The organism is Streptomyces sp. NPDC031100, assembly GCF_055570785.1.
This window is the reverse complement of record NZ_JBVIGN010000018.1, coordinates 106,894-127,429: the sequence shown is the minus strand read 5'-3', so window position 1 is coordinate 127,429 and position 20,536 is coordinate 106,894. Positions and strand designations below refer to the sequence as shown.

The window sequence follows — 20,536 nt, the reverse complement described above, 5'->3', positions numbered from 1 at the left end:
CCACACACCCCGGGAGGTGCCGGCCGTGCGCCGCCATCTGCTGATCACGTACCTCTCGCTGACGGCGGTGCTGCTGCTGGCGCTGGAGGTCCCGCTCGCCCTGAGCCTCGTGATGAACGAGTTCCATCACCTGGCCATCGCCCAGGTCAACGACACGGAGAAGCTGGCCGCGGCAGCGGCCCGGACGGCCACTCCCGCGTCGGACGCCTCGTGGGCCGCCCGCGCCGCGTCCTACGGCGCACACCGGAACAGGGCGGTCCTGCTCCTCGACGACCAGGGGGAGATCGCCGTCTCCACACGCCCCGGCACCAGGATCGAGCGTGCCGACTGGCAACGGACCATACGGCGCGCTCTGGACGGCAATCCGAACCTACCGCTCGACTACCCGTTCAACCTCTCCGCCGAGCCGCTGCTCGTCGCCGCACCGGTCTTCGAGCACGGCCGGGTGATCGGCGCGGTCGCCACCATCTCGCCCACGACGTCCCTTCGGGCGCGGGCACTGGGGCAGAACGCCGCACTCCTGGGGGTCGCCGCGATGGGACTGCTGGCGGCCGCGGCGGCCGCCGTACCGCTGTCGCGGTGGAGTCTGGGCCCGGTCCGCCAGCTGCACCAGGCAGTCGGCGCGATCGCACAGGGACGCTACGACACACGGGCGGCCACCGAGAGCGGTCCGGCGGAGATCCGCGAGCTCGCCGCCGCCGTGAACACCATGACCGACCGGCTCGTCGCGCTCCTGGAGGCCCAGCGCAGCTTCGTCGCGGACGCCTCGCACCAACTGCGCAACCCGCTCTCGGCGTTGCGGCTGCGGATGGACGTGCTGGAGTCCGCGGTCACCGAGGCCGCACGCCCGCACCTTGCGCAGGCACTGGCGGAGGCCGACCGGCTCGGACGGATCCTCGACGAACTGCTCGCGCTGGCCCGCGCCTGTGAGGCCGATAGCGGAACCACGTTCGTGGAGGTGCGCTCGGTGGCCGAAGCGCGTGCCCGCGCCTGGAGCCCGCAGGCGGCAGCAGCCGACGTGACCATCGTGGTCAAGGGCGACCAGGTGGTGGCCTGTTGCCAGCCCGGTGTACTGGACCAGGTGCTGGACGTGCTGCTGGACAACGCCCTGGGCTTCTCCCCCGCCGGAGGTCGGATCACCGTGCACACCTGGGCGGACGACACCCGTGCGCGGGTGACCGTCACGGACGAGGGGCCGGGCATGAGTGCCCAGGACAGGGAACGCACGACGGACCGGTTCTGGCGTGGTGAGCAGATCGGGAACCGGTCGGGCTCCGGGCTGGGTCTGGCCATCGCCACCACGCTGCTCGAAGCCGGAGGCGGCCGCCTGTCGTTGGCCTCCGCCGAGCCCCAAGGCCTGGTCGCCGAGGTGGACCTGGCACGGGACATCCCCGGCGTGGCCACCCTGACGCGCAGCGACGCCGGCAGGCGCTCGTGACACGCTCTCCCGCCGCACGGCAGAAGTGGTGCAGGCCTGCGAACGGCCAAGTGCAGACATGTCTGCACACGAGCTGAAGCTCCCCTGAAACGGGGCTGCACGTGGTGCTCATAGCGTCGTTGTCCGTCAGACCGAACATGTGCACCAAGGGGGAAGCATGCGGTTCATGCGCACCGAGCGCACCGCGCTGGAAGACCTGCTGCCGGGGCTCGACGGCACGTTGTCCGACCACGACTGGGAGGTTCTGGAGCGTCCCGGGAGCCCGGCCTTCGAGGCGTTCAAGAAGGCGGGCGGCCCCGCCCTGTTGGTACCGTCCGAACACTCGGGTACGGGAGCGGACGCGGTCCACGCCGTCCGCGTCCAGCGCGCCGTGGGCTCCCGGTCGCCGTCGCTGGCGGTGGCCACCACGATGCACCACTTCTCCGTGGCCGGCCTGGTGGAGACCCACCGGGTCAACCAGGGTCTGGAGTGGATGCTGTTGGAGGGTGTCGCCCGGGACGGCCTGCTGCTGGCCTCCGGATTCGCCGAGGGACAGCCGGGCCGGCACATCCTGTCGCCGACCATGCGCGCCGAGCAGGCGGAAGACGGGCGGATCCTCGTCTCCGGCAGCAAGAAGCCGTGCAGCCTCGCCCGTTCGATGGACCTGCTGACGGCTTCCGTGACCGTGCCGCGCGCCGACGGCGAGGGCACGCAGATGGCCGTGGCCCTCGTTCCCGCCGGCTCGGACGGCATGCGGGTGGAGCCCTTCTGGACGACGCCGGTGCTCGCCGGAGCGGAGAGCGAGGCGGTGATCCTCGACCGGGTCGCGGTCCCGGAGGACCTGCTGGTGCGGATCACCCCCGAGGCCGCCGGTGGTCTCGACGCGCTGCAGACCGCGGGTTTCCTCTGGTTCGAGCTGCTGATGACCGCTTCGTACCTCGGCGCCGCGAGTGCCCTCGCCGAGCGTGTGCTGCTCGCGGACCGGGTCTCGGTGACCGAACAGGCGGCGCTCGTCACGGAGTTGGAGGCCGTGATGGGTGCCGTGGAGGGCATCGCCTTCCGTATGGGGCACGGTTTCTCGGGGCAGGAGGCACTGGCCGCGGCGCTGGTGTGCCGGTACTCCGCACAGGACGCCATCGCCCGCGCGGTGCAGCGCTGTGTGGAGTCGCTCGGCGGCATGGCCTTCATCGGCGACCCGCAGGTGGCCTACCTCGCCTCCTGCACCCAGGCGCTGGCCTTCCACCCGCCGTCCCGTTCCCGCATGGCCGCGGCTCTGCGCGACTACTTCACGGGCGCCGCACTGACGATCGCGTGACCGTACCCGGCCGGCCCACCCCACCCTCCGCCTGACCGGCCGTTACCGCGCGCCGTCCCGGCTCCCGGGCCCTCGGGCTCCCGTCCGCCTCGGACCCGTCCGAAGGCCGCCGCCGGGGCAGGTCCGCGGCTCCCCGATCCTTCGGCTCGCGGCGCACCCGCCCGAGCCCCGCACCAGGAGATCATCCTTGAACCAGCGCAAGACCGTCCTGCTCACCGGTGCGTCCGGCGTGCTCGGCAGCGCCCTGCTGCCGCTGCTCGGCCGCCACCGCGTGATCGCCCTCGTCCACAGCTCCGACGTCCCCGCGGAGCAGGTCCGCGGGGACCTGGCAGCTGCCCGGCTGGGCGTGGACGACGCCACGTACCACTGGCTCGCGGACATCGTCGACACCGTCGTGCACTGCGGCGCCACCACCGACTTCGGGGCCGGCGCGCAGGCCACCGCCGAGCTGAACACGCGGGGCACGGAACGGGTCATCGAGTTCGCCGCCCGGGCCGGCGCCGAACTCCTCTACGTCAGCACGGCGTTCGTCGCCCGTACGGAACTGACCCGGCAGGTCGCCGGCCGGGCGCAGGGCGAGGCGACCGCGGTCCCGGACCACTACCTCGACTCCAAGCGCGCGGCCGAGGAACTGGTCCGCTCCTGCGGGCTGCCGTACACCATCGCCCGGCCGTCGGTGATCATCGGCGACCGGGAAACCGGCTTCATCCCCCGCTTCCAGGGGCTGCACTCCATCGTCACCGCGCTCCTGAAGGGCTCGGTCCCGCTGCTCCCGCTCGACCCGGCCGCCCGTGCCGACGTCATCCCGCGCGACGTCGCGGCCGAGGCACTGGCCGCTCTCCTGGACCGGCCGTTCGGCGGTGCGGAGCACTGGCTCACCACGGGCGCGGCGGCCCCCACGGCGAGCGAGGTGGTGGGCGCCTGCCAGGCCCGCGCCGACGCCTTCGGCATACCCATGCCCGTGCCACGGCTCGTCGACCCGGACATGGTGGACCGGCTGGTCCGCCCGGTGTTCATCGACCCGCTGCCGCCGGCGGCCCGCCGCAAGTTCGACGACATGCTGGCGATGACGGCGCTGTTCGACACGGCCGAGCCGCTGCCCTGCACCCTCGGCACCCTGGCAGGCGGTCCGGGGGCGCTCAGCGCGAAGCAGGTCCGGTCCGCCGTCGACGCCTCGATCGACCACCTGGTGCACGTCCGGAACCTGGCCCGCTCCCGCACTCCCGAGGGAGCGGCCGCATGAGCGACGAGTTCGCGACGGTCGACCCCGCCGCCGTCGCGCGGAGCTACCGGCGCCACATCAGCCGTGGCCGGGCCCGGCTCGCCGAGGTCACCGGCGGCCTGGTGGAAGTCGCCTCCAGGGGCCTCCACGTGTGGGACGCGTCGGGGCGTCGCTACATCGACTGCGGCGGCTATGGGGTGTTCATCCTCGGGCACCAGCACCCGAAGGTCGTCCAGGCCGTCGCCACACAGCTGCGCAGGCACGCCCTGGCCACCCGGATCCTGCTGGAACCGGTCGCCGCGAGGGCGGCCGAGGCGCTCGCGGGCGTGGCCCCCGCCGGACTGGAGTACGTGCATTTCGTCAACTCCGGCGCGGAGGCGACGGAGGCCGCGATCAAACTCGCCCGCGCGCACGGCAAGCGGCACCTGATCTCCACGGCGGGCGGCTACCACGGCAAGACCATGGGAGCGCTCAGCCTCACCGCCCGGGAGCTGTACCAGGCGCCGTTCCGGCCTCTGGTCCCCGACGTGCGGCACGTGCCCTACGGGGACGCCGACGCCGTGGGGCGGGCGCTGGCGGACACCCCGGAGGCGTGCGTGGTGCTCGAACCCGTGCAGGGCGAGAACGGCGTCGTCATCCCGCCGGCCGGCTATCTGACGGCGGTGCAGCGAGCGTGCCGGGAGCACGGGGCGCTGTTCGTCCTCGACGAGGTGCAGACCGGCCTCGGCCGGCTCGGGACCTGGTGGGGAGCGGACCGGGAGGGCGTCACGCCGGACGTCCTGCTGGTGGGCAAGAACCTGTCCGGCGGTGTGATCCCGGTGGCGGCGATGGTCGCCACCCCGGAGGCGTACGCGCCGTTCAGCCGCGACCCGTTCATCCACACCTCCACCTTCGCCGGCTCGCCCGTCGCCTGTGCGGCGGCCGCCGCCGCGGTCGAGACCATCGCCGCCGAGGGCCTGGTCGAACGGGCCGCCCGCATCGGAACGCGGTTGCGGGACGACCTGGCGGCGATGCTGCACGAGGTCTGCCCGCATCTCGTGCGGGATGTCCGGGGGGCGGGGCTGCTCATCGCCGTCGAACTCGTCGACGAGGGCGTCGCCGGAGACCTGGTGATGGAGCTCATGGACTGCGGAGTCCTCGTCAATCACTCGCTCAACGCCCACCGCGTCCTGCGTCTGACGCCCCCCGCGGTCATCGGCCGCAACGACCTGGCCGCCCTGCTCGACGCCGTGCACCGCGCCGCACGAGCGGTCGCCGCCCGCCACCCCGAACCGCCCGCCCCGGACCAGTCACAACCGCCCGCCCCGGACCAGCACCAGCCCGAACTCGCCGAGAGGACCGCCTGACCCATGCGCCACGTAGAGATCGAGGCCCTGCTGCCCGGGTCCGACCCGCTCGCCGTCTTCGACCGCCTCAAGGACTTCGAGCGCTACCCCGAGCACACCGACGCCGTCCGCGAGGTGACGGTACGTACGGAACCCGACGGCACCCTGGTGTCGGAGTGGTCGGTGAACTTCCGCAACGGCGAACTGCGCTGGGCCGAACGCGACTTGGTGGACGCCGAGAACCTCACCCTCGGCTTCGAGCAGATCGACGGCGACTTCGAACGCTTCGACGGCGCCTGGACGGTCAGGTCGGCCGGTGCGGACACCACCGTGCGGTTCTCGGCCGAATTCGACCTCGGCATGCCGTCCCTGGAGCGGATCATCGACCCGATCGCCGAGCGGACCCTGCGCGAGAACATCAGCGCGATCCTCGTCGGACTCCTCGGCGACGCGCTGGTGTTCGTCACCGGTGTCGACTCCGCCGACCTGCACACCGTACGGGGCTGACATGACGCCATCCACCGCCCCCGCCACGCACCCCAGGCCCGGCCTCGCCTGCCCCGACGGATCCGCGCTGCGCGCCGCGTTCGCCCAACTGCCCGCGGGAGTCACGGTCATCACCACGACCACGGCGGCGGGTCCCGCGGGCGTCACCGCGAGCGCCGTCTGCTCCCTGTCCCTGAACCCACCGCTGGTCCTGCTGGGCATCGGCGCCCGCTCGCAGACCTTGGAACGCATCCTGGACAGCGGCCGGTTCCTGGTCAACGTACTGCCGGTGGGGGCCTCCGCGACCGCCTCGGCCTTCGCCGTACCCGGGACGTCGCCGGAGGCCCGCTTCGCCTCGGTGCCCCACCACCCGTACGAGGGCCTGCCGGCGCTCGACGACGCACTCGCCTGGGTCGTGTGCTCGGTGGAGCGCACCTACCCGGGCGGCGACCACGTCATCGTCATCGGGCACGCCGACCGCTGCCGTCACGACGAGGGCCAGCCGCTCGTCCGGCACGCCGGCCGCTACCGGCAGCTCGCCTGAGCCGCCCCGGAGGTGATCACGCAATGCCCCGCATAGCCCTGTTCAGCACCGAGTGCGCCCAACTCGGTGACGCGCTCGAGACCATCATCGAGCGCCACCACGACGACATCGCCGTCGTCGTCACCAGCGACGTGTACGCCACCGGCCGAGGCGGACTGCTCAAGCAGACCTACCGGAACGTACGCCGGTCCGGGCTCGGCTTCATGACGTACCTCACCTGCTCGTTCATGCTCTACCCGGCCGTAGTCCGCGCGGACCGCCTGCTCGCCCCGCTGCGGGGCGGCAGGCGCACCCGTCGCTCGGTGGAGGAGCTGTGCCGGACCCACGGCATCGAGTACGTACGGACCGGCAACGTCAACTCACCTGCTGTCGCCGCGAAACTGGAGGAGGCAGACCTCGACTTCATCGTCATCTACTGGTTCGACCAGATCCTGCGGGAGCGGGTGATCGCCGCGCCGAAGCGAGCCGTGATCAACGTGCACGCGGCCTTCCTGCCGCACTGCCGCGGTCTGTTCCCCACCCTCTTCAGCGCCCTGGAGCCGGACACGCCCTTCGGTATCTCGGCCCACCTGATCGAGAGCCGGGAGATCGACGCCGGCCCGGTCCTCGCGCAACGCGTCACGGTGCCGCCCGCGGGCCGCAGCGTCCTGTTCAACGACTCCTGGGTCAACCGGGCGGGCGTCGGCATGCTGGACGAGATCCTCACCGACTTCGACGCCTACCTCGACGCAGCGGTGCCGCAACCGGAGGGCGGCTCGTACTACTCGTATCCGGAGCGCCATCACCTGGCACAGGCACGGCGGAACGCACTCAGGCTGGTCACCCTGCGGGACTTCCTGACGGTCGTCCGCGGCACGGGCGCCACGGACTCCGACGGCCACCGACCCGAAACGAGCGGCGTACGGGCAGCGGGCGCCGCCCGCCCCGAGTGACCGCATTCCCCGGCTCCCCGCCGGTGCCGTCGTCCCCCCTCGATGGCACCGGCGGGGTGGTGCGATCTCGTAGTACTCTGGATGAAGTGGTTCGAACGTAGTACTACCGTCGGAGTGATGCCAGTGGTGAGACGGAACGACCAGCGGCGCGCCGCCCTCGTCGATGCCGCGATCGAGGTGCTGGCCAGGGAAGGTGCACGAGGCCTGACGTTCCGGGCCGTGGACACCGAGGCCGCCGTACCCGCCGGCACCGCGTCCAACTACTTCGCCAGCCGCGACGACCTGCTCACCCAGGCCGGCGCCCGCGTCTACGAGCGGCTCCAGCCCGACGAGGCGACGATCGCCCGCCAGCAGACGGCCGGCCGCGACCGGGAAACCTACGCGGAGCTGATGCGTGAACTCGTCGGCCGCGTCGCCTCCTTCCGCACCGGCTACCTGGCCCTGCTCGAACTACGCCTCGAGGCCACCCGCCGCCCCGAACTACGCAAGATCCTCACCGAGCGGGTCCGGGCCGACATCGACGCCAACATCACCTACCACGAGGCCTCCGGCCTCCCTGGCGACGCCATGGCCGTAAAGCTGCTCATCCTGGCCCTGAACTGGCTGATCGTCGAGCAGCTCACCTTGCCGGACGTCTTCACGGAGGCAGAGCGCGAACAACTGGTGACGGCCGCGGTGGAGCGCATCGTGGCGGCGGAGTAGGCAGTCCCACTCTATGGGGTGAGGAACCGACCCAGTACCGCGCTGAGTTCGGCGGGTGCGTCCATGGCGATGAGGTGGGCGGCGGTGGCGAACTCGACCAGCGTGGCGCCGGGGATCTCGACGGCGTAGCGGCGGGCGATGTCCTGGAAGTCGGTGACGTCGAGGTTGCCGACGCCCACCAGCGTGGGGACGGAGACGGCGGCGAGGTCGCCGGTCGCGGGGCCCTGGGAGTGCCGGCCCACGATGGCCTGGTTCTCCAGCGAGGTCCGCAGGGGGCCGCGGAGTTGGTCGGCCAGTCCGTCGGCCACGTCGTCCCAGCCGCGAGCGGGTCCGCGCAGCCACATGTCCAGGTTGATACGTACGGCGGCGTCCAGATCGCCCGCCTCCAGGGCGGCCGTCTCGGCCTCGTCGTACGCGATCATCTGCGCGGACCAGTGGTATCTCGGCCATGGCGCGGAGAAGATCGCCAGGGACTGCACCCGTTCCGGGTGGGTGAGCGTGAAGTCCAGGGCCACGCGGCCACCCCAGGACGCGCCCACGAGCCGGACCCGTTCGTGGCCGAGGTGGTCCAGGAGATGGCGCAGGTCGTCGGTCTCGCGGAACGGGCCGGTCGGGGGCGCGGACTTGCCGAATCCGCGCAGGTCGTACCGGATCACGGTGTGCCGCTCTGCGAGAGTGGGTACGACCGCGTCCCACATGCGGTGATCGGCGACACCGGCGTGCACGAGCACGACGGGGGAGCCGTCGCCCGCTATGTCGTAGGAAAGATGTCCGAGGTCATCGTTGAGCATGAGCATGTGCGGATGATCTCAGGACGACATTCGTCCCTCCAAGACGCGGGTGCCCGGGGCGCAGCTCTCCCTCAGTTCGGTGAGTTCGGCTGTTGGCAGTCTGCGGGCGGAGCCGCGTCGGCTGTGGTCGAGTCGTGCGGAGGCGGTGCGCAGCCACTGAGGGAGGGGGTCGACGCCGATGAACTCGGCCAGGCGGGTCAGCTCTTGGGCGGGTTGGTCGAGGAGGTCCTCGTAGGCAAGTGTGGTGCGCTGGTCGGCGGGCAGGCGGCTGAGGAACTCCGTGCCTTCGGTGACGAGTTCGGACCACAGGGTGCCGAACGTCCGCAGCGGGATGTCCCGGTCGCGTACCAGGGCGGGATCGAAGCGGTCGTCGAGAAGCGGCGCCAGGTCCGCAGGCAGCGAGCGCACGTGCTCGTCGGTCAGGTCGGCGAAGCTGTCGACGCCGGCTCGTGCCTTGATCTCGCGCAGCAGGGAGATCGTGCGGTATCCGGGATGACGGCTCATGGACAGGGCGCAGTCCGGTCCGTCTCTGAACATGTGCACGAACCTCGCGTGCGGGAAGGTGGCCAGTAGCCCTGGTGCCCAGCCTGTCGAGTAACCGGAGCGCTCCACGACGGCGGTCCGTCCGAACCGCGTGCAGAGGAGGCCGAACAGCGCTCGGTGGTGCTCGGCGGCGGTGCGCTCGGGCCACCGGACGACCGCTGCGCTCAGCTCGTCGAGGAGCCCGTCCGGGTCGTCGGTGAGGTGAGGCAGCACCATGAGGGAGAGCGCAGGAATACCGGTGGTCTCCGCCGCATACCTGCCGGGGCGGCGTGTGTAGAGGAATTCCGGCAGCGGCAGTCCGCTGCGGATCATCCGCTCGAAGTGCGGGGCGGGCCGGAAGAGACACTGCCAGAACTCTTCACCGGTCACCCTCCCTTCGGGGAAGGCGGCGTCGCCCACGGAGGCCATGAACTCGTTGAGGCTCAGTACGTCCGGGTGGGCGTTGAGGATGCGTGACAACGCCGTCGAGCCGCTACGCCCCGTACCGATGACGAAGGTCAAGGAACGCACAGTCACCCTCCCCAGCTGCCCGACACTCAGGACCGAGCCGCACTATCCCATGGGCGCAAGGGCCCAACCACTCCGTCTTCCGGGCGAAAGCCTGGGGGCCGTTGCGAGGCTTCCGTGTGGTGTCGGTGCAGAGGTCTCCCCCGATCGGCTGCGCTCGGGGCGAATTCGGCCTCGGGGGCGTGCACGGTGATTGCATGAACACAGCACAGGTGAACCCCGCCCGTCACTCCGGAGTCGTTTCCCGGATTCCGCGAACAGCCATGACGACTGCGGCGGTCTCATCGATCTCCGTTGCCGCCGACGGATAGGTTGCGGCCCGTTTCTCACCGTTCGGGGAGACGTCATGACAGGTGCGCCGGACAGGCTACGAGCGGCCAAGGTGCGAGCCACCAGCCTCCTTCTGCTGGCCTCCACGGCAGCTGCCGTCGCGCTGTTGCAGCCGAACCCCGCCGTCGCGGACCGCGCGACAGTCGCACGAGGCACGGACTCACCCTCCGGCGGGCCCATACCGACGCCCACAGGGATGCATGGCGAGGTCGTCCCCGCAGAGGCAATGGAACCCGCCGCTCCCACTCTGCCGCGTGACGGGTGGACCGCCACCGCCAACGACGAGGAGACCGGCGCCGGCGACTACCGCGCCCAGAACGCGCTGGACGGCGACCCCAGCACCATGTGGCACACCCACTGGTCCGGTCATGCCCCACCGCTGCCGCACAGCATCACCATCGACATGCACCGCACCGCCGTCGTCTCGGGCGTGGTCTACCAGCCGCGCCAGGATGACAGCCCGAACGGCCGGATCGGCGAGTACGCCATCTCCCTGAGTGCCGACGGCAAGGACTGGGGGAAGCCCGTGGCCACGGGCACCCTGGCCGACGACGCGACCACCAAGACGCTGCGTTTCGCCGCCGACCGCGCCCGCTACGTGCGGCTGACCGCCACATCCGAGGCCGGCGAGCGGGGACCGTGGACCTCGGCAGCGGAGATCAACCTGCTAGGGGACCCGGGCACACCCGCCTCCGGCGTCGACCTGCCGCGCGACGGGTGGACCGCCACCGCGAGCAGCGAAGAGACCCAAAAGGGTGATGCCCGCGCCCAGAACGCGCTGGACGGCGACCCCGGCACCATGTGGCACACCAAGTGGTCCGGTGATGTCCCGCCGCTGCCGCACAGCATCACCATCGACATGCACCGCACGGCCGTCGTCTCAGGCCTCACCTATGAGCCACGGATGGACAGCGCCAACGGCCGGATCGGTCAGTACTCGATCACCACCAGCCTGGACGGCACGACCTTCGGCAAGCCGGTGGCATCCGGGACCTGGAAGGACGACGACACCGCAAAGTGCGTGACGTTCGACCAACCCGTCACCGCCCGCTATGTCCGTCTGACCGCCACCTCCGAGGCCGGCGGGCGCGGACCGTGGACCTCGGCCTCCGAACTGCGGCTGACCGGTGTGGCCGACCCCGCTGAACACGGTCGGTGGAGCCCGATGATCGGCTTCCCGCTGGTGCCGGTGGCCACCGCCGTACTGCCCAACAACAAGCTGCTGGCCTGGTCCGCCTACGCCCCCGACCGTTTCGGCGGAAGCAAGGGTTATACCCAGACCGCGATCATGGACCTGACCACCGGCAAGATCACCCAGCGCCGCGTCGACAACACCAAGCACGACATGTTCTGTCCCGGCACCGCGATCCTCGCCGACGGCCGCGTGCTCGTGACCGGCGGCAGCAACGCCGAGCGCGCCAGCATCTACGACCCCGCCACCGACGAGTGGACCTCCACCGGCGACATGAACATCGCACGCGGCTATCAGTCCATGACCCTGCTCCCCAACGGTGACGCGTTCGTCATCGGCGGCTCCTGGGAGCGCGACAACGCCCCGAACAAGGACGGCGAGGTCTGGTCGGCCGCCACCGGCACCTGGCGCAGACTGCCCGGCGTACCGGTCACCCCCATCTTGACCGCCGACCCGGCAGGCCCCTACCGGGCGGACAACCACGCATGGCTGTACACCACGTCGAAGGGACGCGTCCTGCAGCTGGGCCCCAGCAAGCAGATCAACTGGATATCCACGGACGGCGACGGCAGCATCACCCCGGCCGGCACCCGGGCCGACAGCGCCGACGCGATGAACGGCGACGCCGTTGCCTACGACGTGGGCAAGCTCCTCACCCTGGGCGGTGCCCCGGCGTACGAGAACTCGACGGCCACCAACCGCGCCTACACCGTCGACGTGAACGGCCCTGATGGCAAGCCTGTCAGTGTCCGCACCGGCGACATGGCCTACGCCCGCGCCTTCGCCAACGGCGTCGTCCTGCCGGACGGAAAGGTCGCGGTCTTCGGCGGACAGTCGTATGCGAAGCCTTTCAGCGACGGCCACTCCGCACTGGCCTCCGAGATCTGGGACCCCGCAACCGGCCACTTCACAGCCCTGGCGTCCATGGCCGTCCCCCGTAACTACCACAGCGTCGCCAATCTGCTCCCCGACGGGCGCATCTTCACCGGAGGCGGCGGCCTGTGCGGCGACTGCCAGACCAACCACGCCGACGGAGCGATCTTCACCCCGCCCTATCTCCTCAACCCCGACGGCACCGAGAAGCCCCGACCCCAGTTCACCAGCCGCATTCCCGCCAAGGTCGCCTACGGGCAGCAGCTGGAGGTGGCGGCCGACATGGCCATCGACAAGTTCGTCCTGATCCGAATCGGCGCTGCCACCCATGCCATCGACAACGACCAGCGGCGCATACCTCTGCCGTCCCGCAAGACCAGGGACGACACCTACAAAGTCGACATCCCGGCCGACCCCGGCGTGGCGCTTCCCGGCCCGTACATGCTCTTCGCGCTCACCAAGCAGGACGTTCCGAGCAAAGCGGCAATCCTCACCGTCAATTCCGCCGGCACTCGCTGATCTCGCTCACCGACGACGAGGGCAGGTGCTACCCCTCGTCGAAGAGCAGATCCTCGACCGGGTGGGTCATGCGGACGGTGTCGCCGTTGGTCACACTGACGACGTGGTGCAGGCCCACGAAGCGCTCACCGGTGGACAGGACCGTCAGCTTGTCCTCCTTGCCGGCGAGATACGCGGGGAAGCAGGAGACCGACAGGCCCAGGTGGAGGTGGTCGACCAGCCGGCGGAACAGCTTGGGCAGGATCACGACGTCGTCGGTGATGGTGGAGAGTCCGGTGACCTTGAATCCGGTGGTGGTCACGTCGTGGGGCCACAGCCCCTGGCCGGCCGTCCGGGCGCTCTGTGCGACGCTGGTGAGTTCCGTCCGCAGGTCGCGGAACAGGCTGGTGTAGAAGGTCGGATACACCAGGCCCAGCGAGGCCAGATGGTGGTTGGCGGTCTGCCGCAGCAGCGGCACGTCGACGGTGACGGCCGTACCGCTGGCCGCGGGAGGGGTGCCTCGGCCGACGAGGGCGACGACGCGACTGAACATGTCGGTGCCCCCGGTGAGGATGTAGCCGGGCGTGCTCTCGGGCGTCGAGGCCGTGACGGTCTCGTCCGGCTTGCGCTGTACGTCGTTGAAGCCGAGCCACGTGAGGAGTTCCGCCGCGGCGGCGTGACCGAACTGCGGTGGCTGGTGCTCGCCGTGGTAGTGGGTCTCCAGCGCGTCGATGCCCTCGAACCGGATCTTGGCCTGACCGGCGGAGAGCTGCACGGGGTGCGTACCCTTGACGAGTTTCCAGTCGTCCGCGTTGTCCGCGGCGAAGTGGACGGTGTCCCCGTCCGGCTGAGTGTTGATCAGATGGAACGTGCCTTGGATCAGCACCATGGGCATGACGACTCCCGCAGGGGACGGAGGAGCAGCGGACAGGAAGCACGGCCGTACGTACACACGAGCACACTTCGAACCTACGGACAATTTCCTCGTACTGGACAAGGTAGTGGCCGAGTGTGCTCTTTGCCCCCAAGACGCGCGAAGGGCGTCCGGGCCTCGCCCATACGGCGGGACAGATGCGGGGGCGGCGCAAGCGACGTCGTCGGCCGTGAGCCAGGGCGCGGCCGCCACGGCCGTGGGCGTCACCCCGGCGAAGGTCATGACCTCCCGATGGAGGTGGGACTGGTCGACGTAGCCGATCGCCGCCGTTCGTCGCCCACGCGGTGCTGGGCGCCCTCACCGACTCTCCGATCGACGGGATACCCGTCGACCCGGCATGCATGGCAGCCGTCGACGTCGCTCCTCGGACGCTCGATCAATCGACTCGTGGGCCTACGCGGAGGTATCAGCTGACGATGCGTCAACTAAACTGCTCCGCGCCCCCGATGGTCTGGGAGCGCGGAGCTGCCGAGCGGGGCGGATCACCGAATGGCGATCACGTTGGTGGCCTTCGCACCGACGACCTCAAAGCCAACCCGCTGACCTTCGCGGGTGGTCTGCGCCTCCATGCCGGAGAACGGGCGCCGTTCGCCGTCCTCGTCGGCGATGATGCCCACGCCGTCCGCCTTGTTGTAGACGGCAATTGTTCCGAGAGGCATCGCCATTCCTCCGTGGGTTGGATGTGAAGTTACTGATCTCCCCCGGTGAGCAGAGCATCACCCAACGTACCTGATGGAGGAAGAGGCGCATCGGCGCGTCGGACAGGATTTGACCGGATGTCAGCGTATGCTCACCGGCTCGCATTTCGGGCTCGCACGGTCGCAGCGCGCCCGGCGTGAGCCGTGACTCGACCTGTCAGCGCGGGGTGCTGTCCCACTTCCACCGGGTGCGTCGCTCTCGTCCCGGCAGCTCACCCCGGCCGGTCGCCCACAGCAGGGTTTCCCAGGGTTCGGTGTCGGTCGCAACCTCGGGGAACAGTCGCTCCAGCACTCGGGCGCAGATCTCCGCGGGAGCCTTCCAGTCGAGCCCAAGGCCCAGGGCGAGGTCCTCGGCATGTACGAACAGCTCCACCATGCCCATGGCCGCGGAACCCTCAGGATCCGTTGTCCCGAACACATGGAACGCGCGGGCCTGCGGCGACGCCGTCCGCACCATCGCCACGTGCAGTGCTCCGCAGGCCTCGAGGACCTGCACCACGCCCTCCGGGCCGGCCTTGCGGTCGGCGAAGATCACGTTCGCGGGCTTGCCCGGCGCCTCCGCTCGCCATACGAAGGGCACGTCAGCGGCGGCCGGAGGCGCCTGCGGACCCAGCTGGGCAGCGTAGGCGAAGAGGTCGTCGGCCAGGTGCTCGGCGGTCTCCCAGCAGCTCCACTCCAGCGTCCCGGCGGGCCGGCTCCAGTCAGCGGCCAGCGCGGCAGGCCGACGCAGCAGCGCGACGACAAGCCGGACGCCCGCAGCGAGATCGTCGGCTGTCAGAGGACCCCCGGCACGGGGCTCATCCGCGTGATCATGTTCGGACATGCGGTGAGCCTAGGGGCCCGCATCCCGTGCAGCCACTGGATTTGACGACATCCCAGATCATTCCCCTCCAACCCGTCGGTGCATGCCCGGATCCACCCACGCCGCTGAAGCCGCCGGAGCGGGGAGCGCACCCGCTGGCTCTCCGACGCCTGCTGACGGACCGTCCGCCGGACCACCCGGTGGTTCTTGCCCAGACGGCGCGTGCGGGTGAAGCCGCGGCTCTCGAACGTCATCGGTGACCTCCCCGGGTCACAGCGGGGTTGCCGCGTGCAGGATCTGGAACAGGGTGACGGCCGAGTTCGCCGAGGACATCGCCGACAGCAGGGCGCCCGCGGCGGCGCCCCAGGCGGCGAGGCCGGCCGAGGTGAAGGCGGACGGCCAGGTGCGGGCCACGGGGGCGGGGGCGAGCAGGGCAGCCACCCGGCGGGGGACGGGGCCGCTCGCCGCGAGCGCGGCGAGGGTGGGTGCGGGGGTGCCGCGGGACAGCAGCGCCGCCTTGCCGATTGCGCGGGCGACCGTGCGCCGGTCGCCGACCGCGCGGGCCGCTTCCTCGTCCGCCCAGCGTTCGGCCGTGTAGACGACGGCCGTGCGCAGCGGACGCAGGAAGGGGTTGGCCCGGGCGGCCAGGTGGGCGGCGAGCAGGTGGCGGTGGTGGCGGGCGGCCAGGTGGGCGCGCTCGTGGGCGAACAGGGCGCGTCGTTCGGCGGGGGCGAGCCCGGCCAGCAGCGCGGTGGTGACGACGACCCGGCCCCGGCCGCCGGGCAGGGCGTAGGCGTAGGGCGTGGTGTCGGGCAGGACGGCCACCGTCGGGCCGGGCAGTGCGGACAGTGCCCGGCGCGCCCGGCGGGTGACCCGGCGGTGGCGCCACAGGGTGCGGGCGCAGGCCAGCGCCACCACGCCGAGGGCGGGGATGGCGGTGCGGCCCGCGATCTCGTCGTACGGGACGGCGGCCCGCACCTCGGGGTCGGACCAGCCGTCGGGGAGCGGGTTGCCGGGCAGTTGGGCGGTGCCCACGACCATCAGCAGGGCCAGGCAGAGCGTGCTGCACACGGCCATGACGACGGCGACCGCGGTGAGCAGCCGGGTGGCGGTGCGCGGGTGCAGGTGCACCGCGGCGAGCCGGGCGACCGGCCAGGCGGACAGCGGCAGCACCAGCGGCAGGAAGACGAAGACCCCCATGGGCGGTCAGTCTTCCGTACCGCCGTCGCCGGTGGGCGCCGTCTTCCCGGAGTTCACCGAGCCCGGCTCGGCGGCGTCCAGCAGCACCCGCAGCACCTGTTCGTCACCGGGCGGCAGATCGGTGACGAAGCTCGCCAGGACGGCCTCGCGGTCCCTCTCGCCGTCGAGGAGGCGGCGCATGCGCAGGGCGGCGAGCCGGGCGACGTCGGCGGTGGGCGTCCACAGGAAGGAGCGGCCCTGGCGTTCGCGGGCGACGACGTCCTTGGCGAGCAGCCGGGTGAGGATCGTGACGACGGTGGTGTAGGCGAGGTCGCCCCCGATGCGTTCCTGCACCCAGGCGGCGGTGACCGGCCCGTCCGCCTCGCGCAGCGCGCCGAGGACCTGGCCCTCCAGTTCCCCTTGGCCGCGCCGCCGGGCCCGCCCGCCGTCCCGCACCATGTCCCCGTCTCCCTTCGGCATCGGAGTGTCGGACCACGCTACTTCACGCCGGCCGCACTCCCGTACGGGCGCCGGCCGCGCCGGTACGCGATCTCGCCCAGGAGGATGTCCACGGCGATGAAGCCGGCCAGCGGGATGCCGAGCAGCGGCACGAAGTAGCCGAGGACGGCGATGACCGCCAGGGCCGGTACGAGGAGGTACGGCGGCACGTCCGCCCACGCGCCGCGCGGGACCGGTCGGCCGAAGGCGGTGCCGCGGCCGCGCTGCCACCACATGCGGTAGCCCCACACGATGAGCAGGATCAGGGCGAGCGCGAGCAGGGCGAGGGCGATCTGGTTGGCGAGCCCGAAGAGGACGCCGGTGTGCAGGTCGATGCCCCAGCGGGTGAGCTTGGCGAGCAGCGGGTGGTCGGCGAACCGCAGCTCGTCGGTGACCTGGCCGGTGGCGGGGTCAACGGCGACGGAGTCCTGCTTCTCCGGCCAGCTGCGCTGGATCTGCTTGACGACGTAGGCGGTGTCCGCGTCGGCGGGCGGCACGATCTCCACCGGGTCGCCGAGCCCCTTCGCGCGCGCCGCCGCGAGCACCTTGTCGAGGCCGACCCCATGCTCGGCGTCCCCGCCGGTACCGGCCGCCGAGCCGTGGCCCGCATGCTCGCCGCCGGATGCGGACGCGGAGACGGACGGCGTGGCCTGGCCGAGCGAGGTGCGCAGATCGTCGATGGTGGCGCCGGCGTACGTCGACCAGGTCAGGCCGGTCGCCGACAGGAACAGGAAGCCGGCGGCGGCCCAGACGCCGACCGTGCCGTGCAGGCCGAGGGTGCGGCGGCGCCCGCTGGTCCCGCGCACGGTGCGCAGGGCGCGCCGCCGGGAGAACCACAGGACCAGGCCGCCGCCCGCGATCACCCACAGCCAGCTGGCCGCCAGTTCGCTGTAGAGCCGGCCGGTGTCGCCGAGGTGCAGGTCGCGGTGGAGTTCGTCGATCCAGGTGCGCAGGGGCAGCGCGCCGGTCGAGCCGTACTGTTCCAGCGCCCCGCGCACCTTTGCGGTGTACGGGTCCACGAACACGGCCAGGGTGTGGTCGGGGTCGACGCCCTCGACGCCGGAGAGCAGCACGCGGGTGGTCGTACCGGGCTCGGGTGCGGGCCGTACCGCCGAGACGGTGCCCTCGGGGTGGGCCTGGCGGGCGGCGGCGACCTGCGCGGACAGGGGCAGCGCGCGCTCCCCGACGGGAACGGTCATCTCATGGCCGTACACGAGCTTCTCCGCCTGGAACGAGCCCGCGTACAGCAGGCCGGTGACGGCGGCGACGAGCAGGAACGGGGCGACGAGCACACCCGCGTAGAAGTGCAGGCGCAGCACGAGGCGGCGCAGCGGGGCCCAGCGGCTCGGGGAGGTGGCCGGGGCGGGCGCCTCGTCCGTGGTGGGCGAGGAAGCAGTGGACATCGGCGGGCTGCTCCGGGAGCTCGGGTCGGAAGCGATGGCGGTCCAGTGGTCGGAGCGCGAAGCCCTGGAGTTCCCGGAGGCGTTGGTGACCTGTGTCACGGGGAGGGGCAGATGGGCATGGCATCCTGACGCGATGGCACCTCCCAGTGATCGCGCGCCCCTCGCCGAGCGGGTCGAGGAACTCCTCGCCGCGGACGGCCCCTTGCCCATCGTCGCGGCCGGCGACCCGGTCCTGCGGTGCGGCACCGAGTCGTACGACGGCCAGCTGGACCCCGGTCTGCTGGCCCGGTTCGTGGCGGCCCTGCGCACCACCATGCACGCGGCCCCCGGTGTCGGTCTGGCCGCCCCACAGGTCGGGATCCCGCTGCGGATCGCGGTGATCGAGGACCCGGCGCCCGTGCCGGAGGAGGTGGCGCGGGCCCGGGGCCGGGTGCCGCAGCCCTTCCGGGTCCTGGTGAACCCTGCCTACGAGCCCGTCGGCACCGCCCGGGCCGCGTTCTTCGAGGGCTGTCTGAGCGTGCCCGGCTGGCAGGCGGTCGTGGCCCGGCACGCCGAGGTGCGGCTGCGCGGCCAGGACGAGCACGGGCGCGCGCTGGACGAGGTGTTCACGGGCTGGCCCGCTCGCATCGTCCAGCACGAGACCGACCACCTCGACGGCCTCCTCTACCTCGACCGCGCCGAGCTGCGCTCCCTGTCCACGAACGACGCGGTGGCCGAGCGGTGGACGCAGCCCACGCCGGAGGCGGCGGCCGAGGCACTGGGCTTTGAACTGCCGTAAGCAGGCGGTCAGTTGTCCCGGTACGCCTCCAGCAGCCGCAGCCACACCTCGCTGATCGTCGGATAGGACGGGACCGCGTGCCACAGGCGGTCGACCGGGACGCGGCCCGCGACCGCGACGGTGGCGGAGTGGATCAGTTCGCCGACACCGGGGCCGACGAAGGTGACCCCGCGCAGGATCTCCTCCTCCAGGTCGACCACCATGCGGGCGCGGCCCTTGAAGCCGTCGGCGTACAGGCCGGCCCCGGCGACGGAGGAGAACTCGACGTCGACGGCGCGGACGCGGTGGCCGGCCTGTTCGGCCTCGGCGAGCGAGAGGCCGACGGCGGCTGCCTCCGGGTCGGTGAAGACGACCTGGGGTACGGCGTAGTGGTCGGCGGTCGCGACGTGCGCGCCCCAGGGCACGTCCAGGAGGGGGTCGCCGGCGGCGCGGGCCGCGATGGCGGCTCCGGCGATGCGGGCCTGGTACTTGCCCTGGTGGGTGAGGAGGGCGCGGTGGTTGACGTCACCGACCGCGTACAGCCAGTCGGTCCCGTCGACGCGCAGGCTGTCGTCGACGTCCAGCCAGGAGCCCGGTTCCAGGCCGACGGTGTCGAGGCCGATGTCGTCGGTGTGCGGGACGCGCCCGGTGGCGAAGAGGATCTCGTCGGCCTCGAGGCGGTCACCGGTGTTGGTGACGGCGACGACGGTGCCGTTGTCGCGGGTCGCGGACTCCACGGAGGTGCCGGTGCGGACGTCGACGCCTGCCTCGGTGAGGGCCTCGGCGACGAGTTCCCCGGCGAAGGGTTCCATGCGGCTCAGCAGGCCCTTGCCGCGGACCAGCAGGGTGACCTGCGAGCCGAGGGCCTGCCAGGCGGTGGCCATCTCGGTGGCGACGACACCGCCGCCGACCACGATCAGCCGGCCCGGGGCGGCCTTGGCGCTGGTGGCCTCGCGGCTGGTCCACGGCTTGACCTCGGCGAGGCCCGGCAGGTGGGGCAGCTGGGCGCGGGTGCCGGTGCTGACGGCCACGGCGTGCCGGGCGGTCAGGGTGGTCACGGTGCCGTCGGGGCCGGTCACGGTCACCGTGCGGGGGCCGGCGAGGCGGCCGTGGCCGCGGTACAGGTCGGCGCCGATGCCGTCGAGCCAGCGGACCTGGCCGTCGTCGTGCCAGTGCGAGGTGTAGTCGTCCCGGCGGGCGAGGACGGCGGGGGTGTCGAGGGGGCCCTGCACGTCCTGGCTCAGACCGGGCAGGCGGCGGGCGTCGGCCTGGGCGATGACCGGCCTGAGCAGCGCCTTGCTGGGCATGCAGGCCCAGTACGAGCACTCGCCGCCGACCAGCTCGCTCTCGACGACCGCGGTGGTGAGGCCGGCCGCACGGGTGCGGTCGGCGACGTTCTCCCCCACGGGCCCGGCCCCGAGCACCACGACGTCGTACGCGATGGATTCCGTTTCCGTCATGGGGTCAGTCTGGTGGGTGGTTGGCGCCAGGGCCACATGGGTACGCGCGCCGGGCACGGCCGTGCGCGCACGGAACGGGTACGGAATAGGCGGGCGGGATGCCGTGTTTCCGCCGTCGGCACAACCCG

Annotated in this window: 19 protein-coding genes and 1 pseudogene; 10 read left to right on the top strand and 10 right to left on the bottom strand. The window is 71.8% G+C overall.

The genetic code is table 11. The features are described 5' to 3' along the window. Window positions 1–25: 25 nt before the first annotated feature. The 8 genes from ACZ5DS_RS37950 (at window position 26) to ACZ5DS_RS37915 (ending at window position 7,943) form a co-directional block, all read left to right on the top strand. Window positions 26–1,438: a sensor histidine kinase gene (locus tag ACZ5DS_RS37950; protein ID WP_468247869.1), complete on the top strand. Its 1,413-nt coding sequence runs from the start codon at window positions 26–28 to the stop codon at window positions 1,436–1,438. Between the two features lie 157 nt (window positions 1,439–1,595). Then, window positions 1,596–2,732, top strand: a complete 1,137-nt coding sequence (locus tag ACZ5DS_RS37945) for an acyl-CoA dehydrogenase (RefSeq protein ID WP_468247867.1) — start codon at window positions 1,596–1,598, stop codon at window positions 2,730–2,732. 187 nt (window positions 2,733–2,919) lie between these two features. After that, a complete protein-coding gene (locus ACZ5DS_RS37940) occupies window positions 2,920–3,975 on the top strand; it encodes an SDR family oxidoreductase (protein WP_468247866.1) in 1,056 nt (351 codons plus the stop codon). Further along, complete coding sequence (locus ACZ5DS_RS37935; protein WP_468247864.1) at window positions 3,972–5,300, top strand: aspartate aminotransferase family protein; 1,329 nt, start codon at window positions 3,972–3,974, stop codon at window positions 5,298–5,300. The genes ACZ5DS_RS37940 and ACZ5DS_RS37935 overlap by 4 nt, the downstream gene beginning before the upstream one ends. Window positions 5,301–5,303: 3 nt before the next feature. Next, a complete protein-coding gene (locus ACZ5DS_RS37930) occupies window positions 5,304–5,786 on the top strand; it encodes a type II toxin-antitoxin system RatA family toxin (RefSeq protein ID WP_468247861.1) in 483 nt (160 codons plus the stop codon). Between the two features lies 1 nt (window position 5,787). Then, complete coding sequence (locus tag ACZ5DS_RS37925) at window positions 5,788–6,309, top strand: flavin reductase family protein (RefSeq protein WP_468247860.1); 522 nt, start codon at window positions 5,788–5,790, stop codon at window positions 6,307–6,309. Between the two features lie 23 nt (window positions 6,310–6,332). Next, window positions 6,333–7,241, top strand: a complete 909-nt coding sequence (locus ACZ5DS_RS37920; RefSeq protein WP_468247858.1) for a formyltransferase family protein — start codon at window positions 6,333–6,335, stop codon at window positions 7,239–7,241. A gap of 123 nt (window positions 7,242–7,364) precedes the next feature. Beyond that, on the top strand, window positions 7,365–7,943 hold the full coding sequence (locus ACZ5DS_RS37915; RefSeq protein WP_468247986.1) for a TetR/AcrR family transcriptional regulator: 579 nt from the start codon (window positions 7,365–7,367) through the stop codon (window positions 7,941–7,943). Window positions 7,944–7,954: 11 nt separating this feature from the next. On the opposite strand, the gene ACZ5DS_RS37910 is transcribed toward ACZ5DS_RS37915, so the two are convergent. Both ACZ5DS_RS37910 and ACZ5DS_RS37905 read right to left on the bottom strand, forming a co-directional pair. Further along, window positions 7,955–8,740, bottom strand: coding sequence for an alpha/beta fold hydrolase (locus tag ACZ5DS_RS37910; RefSeq protein WP_468247855.1), 786 nt, complete (start codon window positions 8,738–8,740; stop codon window positions 7,955–7,957). Between the two features lie 12 nt (window positions 8,741–8,752). Continuing rightward, the gene (locus ACZ5DS_RS37905) at window positions 8,753–9,787 is read right to left on the bottom strand and encodes a sulfotransferase family protein (RefSeq protein ID WP_468247853.1); all 1,035 of its coding nucleotides are present in this window, start codon (window positions 9,785–9,787) and stop codon (window positions 8,753–8,755) included. A 553-nt stretch (window positions 9,788–10,340) separates the two neighbouring features. Here ACZ5DS_RS37905 and ACZ5DS_RS37900 point away from each other — a divergent pair. Beyond that, the gene (locus tag ACZ5DS_RS37900; RefSeq protein WP_468247851.1) at window positions 10,341–12,698 is read left to right on the top strand and encodes a discoidin domain-containing protein; all 2,358 of its coding nucleotides are present in this window, start codon (window positions 10,341–10,343) and stop codon (window positions 12,696–12,698) included. 28 nt (window positions 12,699–12,726) lie between these two features. Here ACZ5DS_RS37900 and ACZ5DS_RS37895 read toward each other — a convergent pair whose 3' ends face one another. From ACZ5DS_RS37895 to ACZ5DS_RS37865, 7 genes and pseudogenes are all read right to left on the bottom strand, one after another. Beyond that, window positions 12,727–13,572 (bottom strand): nuclease, encoded by an 846-nt coding sequence (locus tag ACZ5DS_RS37895; RefSeq protein WP_468247848.1) that lies wholly within the window; start codon window positions 13,570–13,572, stop codon window positions 12,727–12,729. Between the two features lie 171 nt (window positions 13,573–13,743). Continuing rightward, a pseudogene (locus ACZ5DS_RS37890) lies at window positions 13,744–13,878 on the bottom strand (AraC family transcriptional regulator); the annotation flags it as partial. Window positions 13,879–14,093: 215 nt separating this feature from the next. Further along, window positions 14,094–14,276 carry a S1 domain-containing protein gene (locus tag ACZ5DS_RS37885; protein ID WP_468247846.1) on the bottom strand — a complete coding sequence of 61 codons (183 nt, stop codon included), beginning with the start codon at window positions 14,274–14,276 and terminating at the stop codon, window positions 14,094–14,096. A gap of 190 nt (window positions 14,277–14,466) precedes the next feature. After that, the gene (locus ACZ5DS_RS37880) at window positions 14,467–15,132 is read right to left on the bottom strand and encodes a hypothetical protein (protein WP_468247844.1); all 666 of its coding nucleotides are present in this window, start codon (window positions 15,130–15,132) and stop codon (window positions 14,467–14,469) included. Between the two features lie 249 nt (window positions 15,133–15,381). Next, window positions 15,382–16,311, bottom strand: coding sequence for a M48 family metalloprotease (locus ACZ5DS_RS37875; protein WP_468247841.1), 930 nt, complete (start codon window positions 16,309–16,311; stop codon window positions 15,382–15,384). Window positions 16,312–16,317: 6 nt separating this feature from the next. Beyond that, window positions 16,318–16,749, bottom strand: coding sequence for a BlaI/MecI/CopY family transcriptional regulator (locus ACZ5DS_RS37870; protein ID WP_468247839.1), 432 nt, complete (start codon window positions 16,747–16,749; stop codon window positions 16,318–16,320). Window positions 16,750–16,787: 38 nt separating this feature from the next. Then, window positions 16,788–18,191, bottom strand: coding sequence for a PepSY-associated TM helix domain-containing protein (locus tag ACZ5DS_RS37865; RefSeq protein ID WP_468247837.1), 1,404 nt, complete (start codon window positions 18,189–18,191; stop codon window positions 16,788–16,790). Window positions 18,192–18,324: 133 nt separating this feature from the next. Between ACZ5DS_RS37865 and ACZ5DS_RS37860 the strand changes: the two genes are divergently transcribed. After that, the gene (locus tag ACZ5DS_RS37860) at window positions 18,325–18,969 is read left to right on the top strand and encodes a peptide deformylase (protein WP_468247834.1); all 645 of its coding nucleotides are present in this window, start codon (window positions 18,325–18,327) and stop codon (window positions 18,967–18,969) included. Between the two features lie 8 nt (window positions 18,970–18,977). Here the strand turns inward: ACZ5DS_RS37860 and ACZ5DS_RS37855 are convergent, their stop codons facing one another. Further along, window positions 18,978–20,408: a dihydrolipoyl dehydrogenase family protein gene (locus ACZ5DS_RS37855; RefSeq protein ID WP_468247831.1), complete on the bottom strand. Its 1,431-nt coding sequence runs from the start codon at window positions 20,406–20,408 to the stop codon at window positions 18,978–18,980. Window positions 20,409–20,536 lie beyond the last annotated feature (128 nt).

Bases quoted from the DNA above. Each gene is read 5' to 3' on its own strand.
- ACZ5DS_RS37945 (WP_468247867.1), top strand. From the start codon at position 1,596: ATGCGGTTCATGCGCACCGAGCGCACCGCGCTGGAAGACCTGCTGCCG.
- ACZ5DS_RS37935 (WP_468247864.1), top strand. From the start codon at position 3,972: ATGAGCGACGAGTTCGCGACGGTCGACCCCGCCGCCGTCGCGCGGAGC.
- ACZ5DS_RS37930 (WP_468247861.1), top strand. From the start codon at position 5,304: ATGCGCCACGTAGAGATCGAGGCCCTGCTGCCCGGGTCCGACCCGCTC.
- ACZ5DS_RS37925 (WP_468247860.1), top strand. From the start codon at position 5,788: ATGACGCCATCCACCGCCCCCGCCACGCACCCCAGGCCCGGCCTCGCC.
- ACZ5DS_RS37920 (WP_468247858.1), top strand. From the start codon at position 6,333: ATGCCCCGCATAGCCCTGTTCAGCACCGAGTGCGCCCAACTCGGTGAC.
- ACZ5DS_RS37910 (WP_468247855.1), bottom strand. From the start codon at position 8,740: ATGCTCATGCTCAACGATGACCTCGGACATCTTTCCTACGACATAGCG.
- ACZ5DS_RS37900 (WP_468247851.1), top strand. From the start codon at position 10,341: ATGGAACCCGCCGCTCCCACTCTGCCGCGTGACGGGTGGACCGCCACC.
- ACZ5DS_RS37895 (WP_468247848.1), bottom strand. From the start codon at position 13,572: ATGCCCATGGTGCTGATCCAAGGCACGTTCCATCTGATCAACACTCAG.
- ACZ5DS_RS37885 (WP_468247846.1), bottom strand. From the start codon at position 14,276: ATGGCGATGCCTCTCGGAACAATTGCCGTCTACAACAAGGCGGACGGC.
- ACZ5DS_RS37880 (WP_468247844.1), bottom strand. From the start codon at position 15,132: ATGTCCGAACATGATCACGCGGATGAGCCCCGTGCCGGGGGTCCTCTG.
- ACZ5DS_RS37875 (WP_468247841.1), bottom strand. From the start codon at position 16,311: ATGGGGGTCTTCGTCTTCCTGCCGCTGGTGCTGCCGCTGTCCGCCTGG.
- ACZ5DS_RS37870 (WP_468247839.1), bottom strand. From the start codon at position 16,749: ATGGTGCGGGACGGCGGGCGGGCCCGGCGGCGCGGCCAAGGGGAACTG.
- ACZ5DS_RS37865 (WP_468247837.1), bottom strand. From the start codon at position 18,191: ATGTCCACTGCTTCCTCGCCCACCACGGACGAGGCGCCCGCCCCGGCC.
- ACZ5DS_RS37860 (WP_468247834.1), top strand. From the start codon at position 18,325: ATGGCACCTCCCAGTGATCGCGCGCCCCTCGCCGAGCGGGTCGAGGAA.
- ACZ5DS_RS37855 (WP_468247831.1), bottom strand. From the start codon at position 20,408: ATGACGGAAACGGAATCCATCGCGTACGACGTCGTGGTGCTCGGGGCC.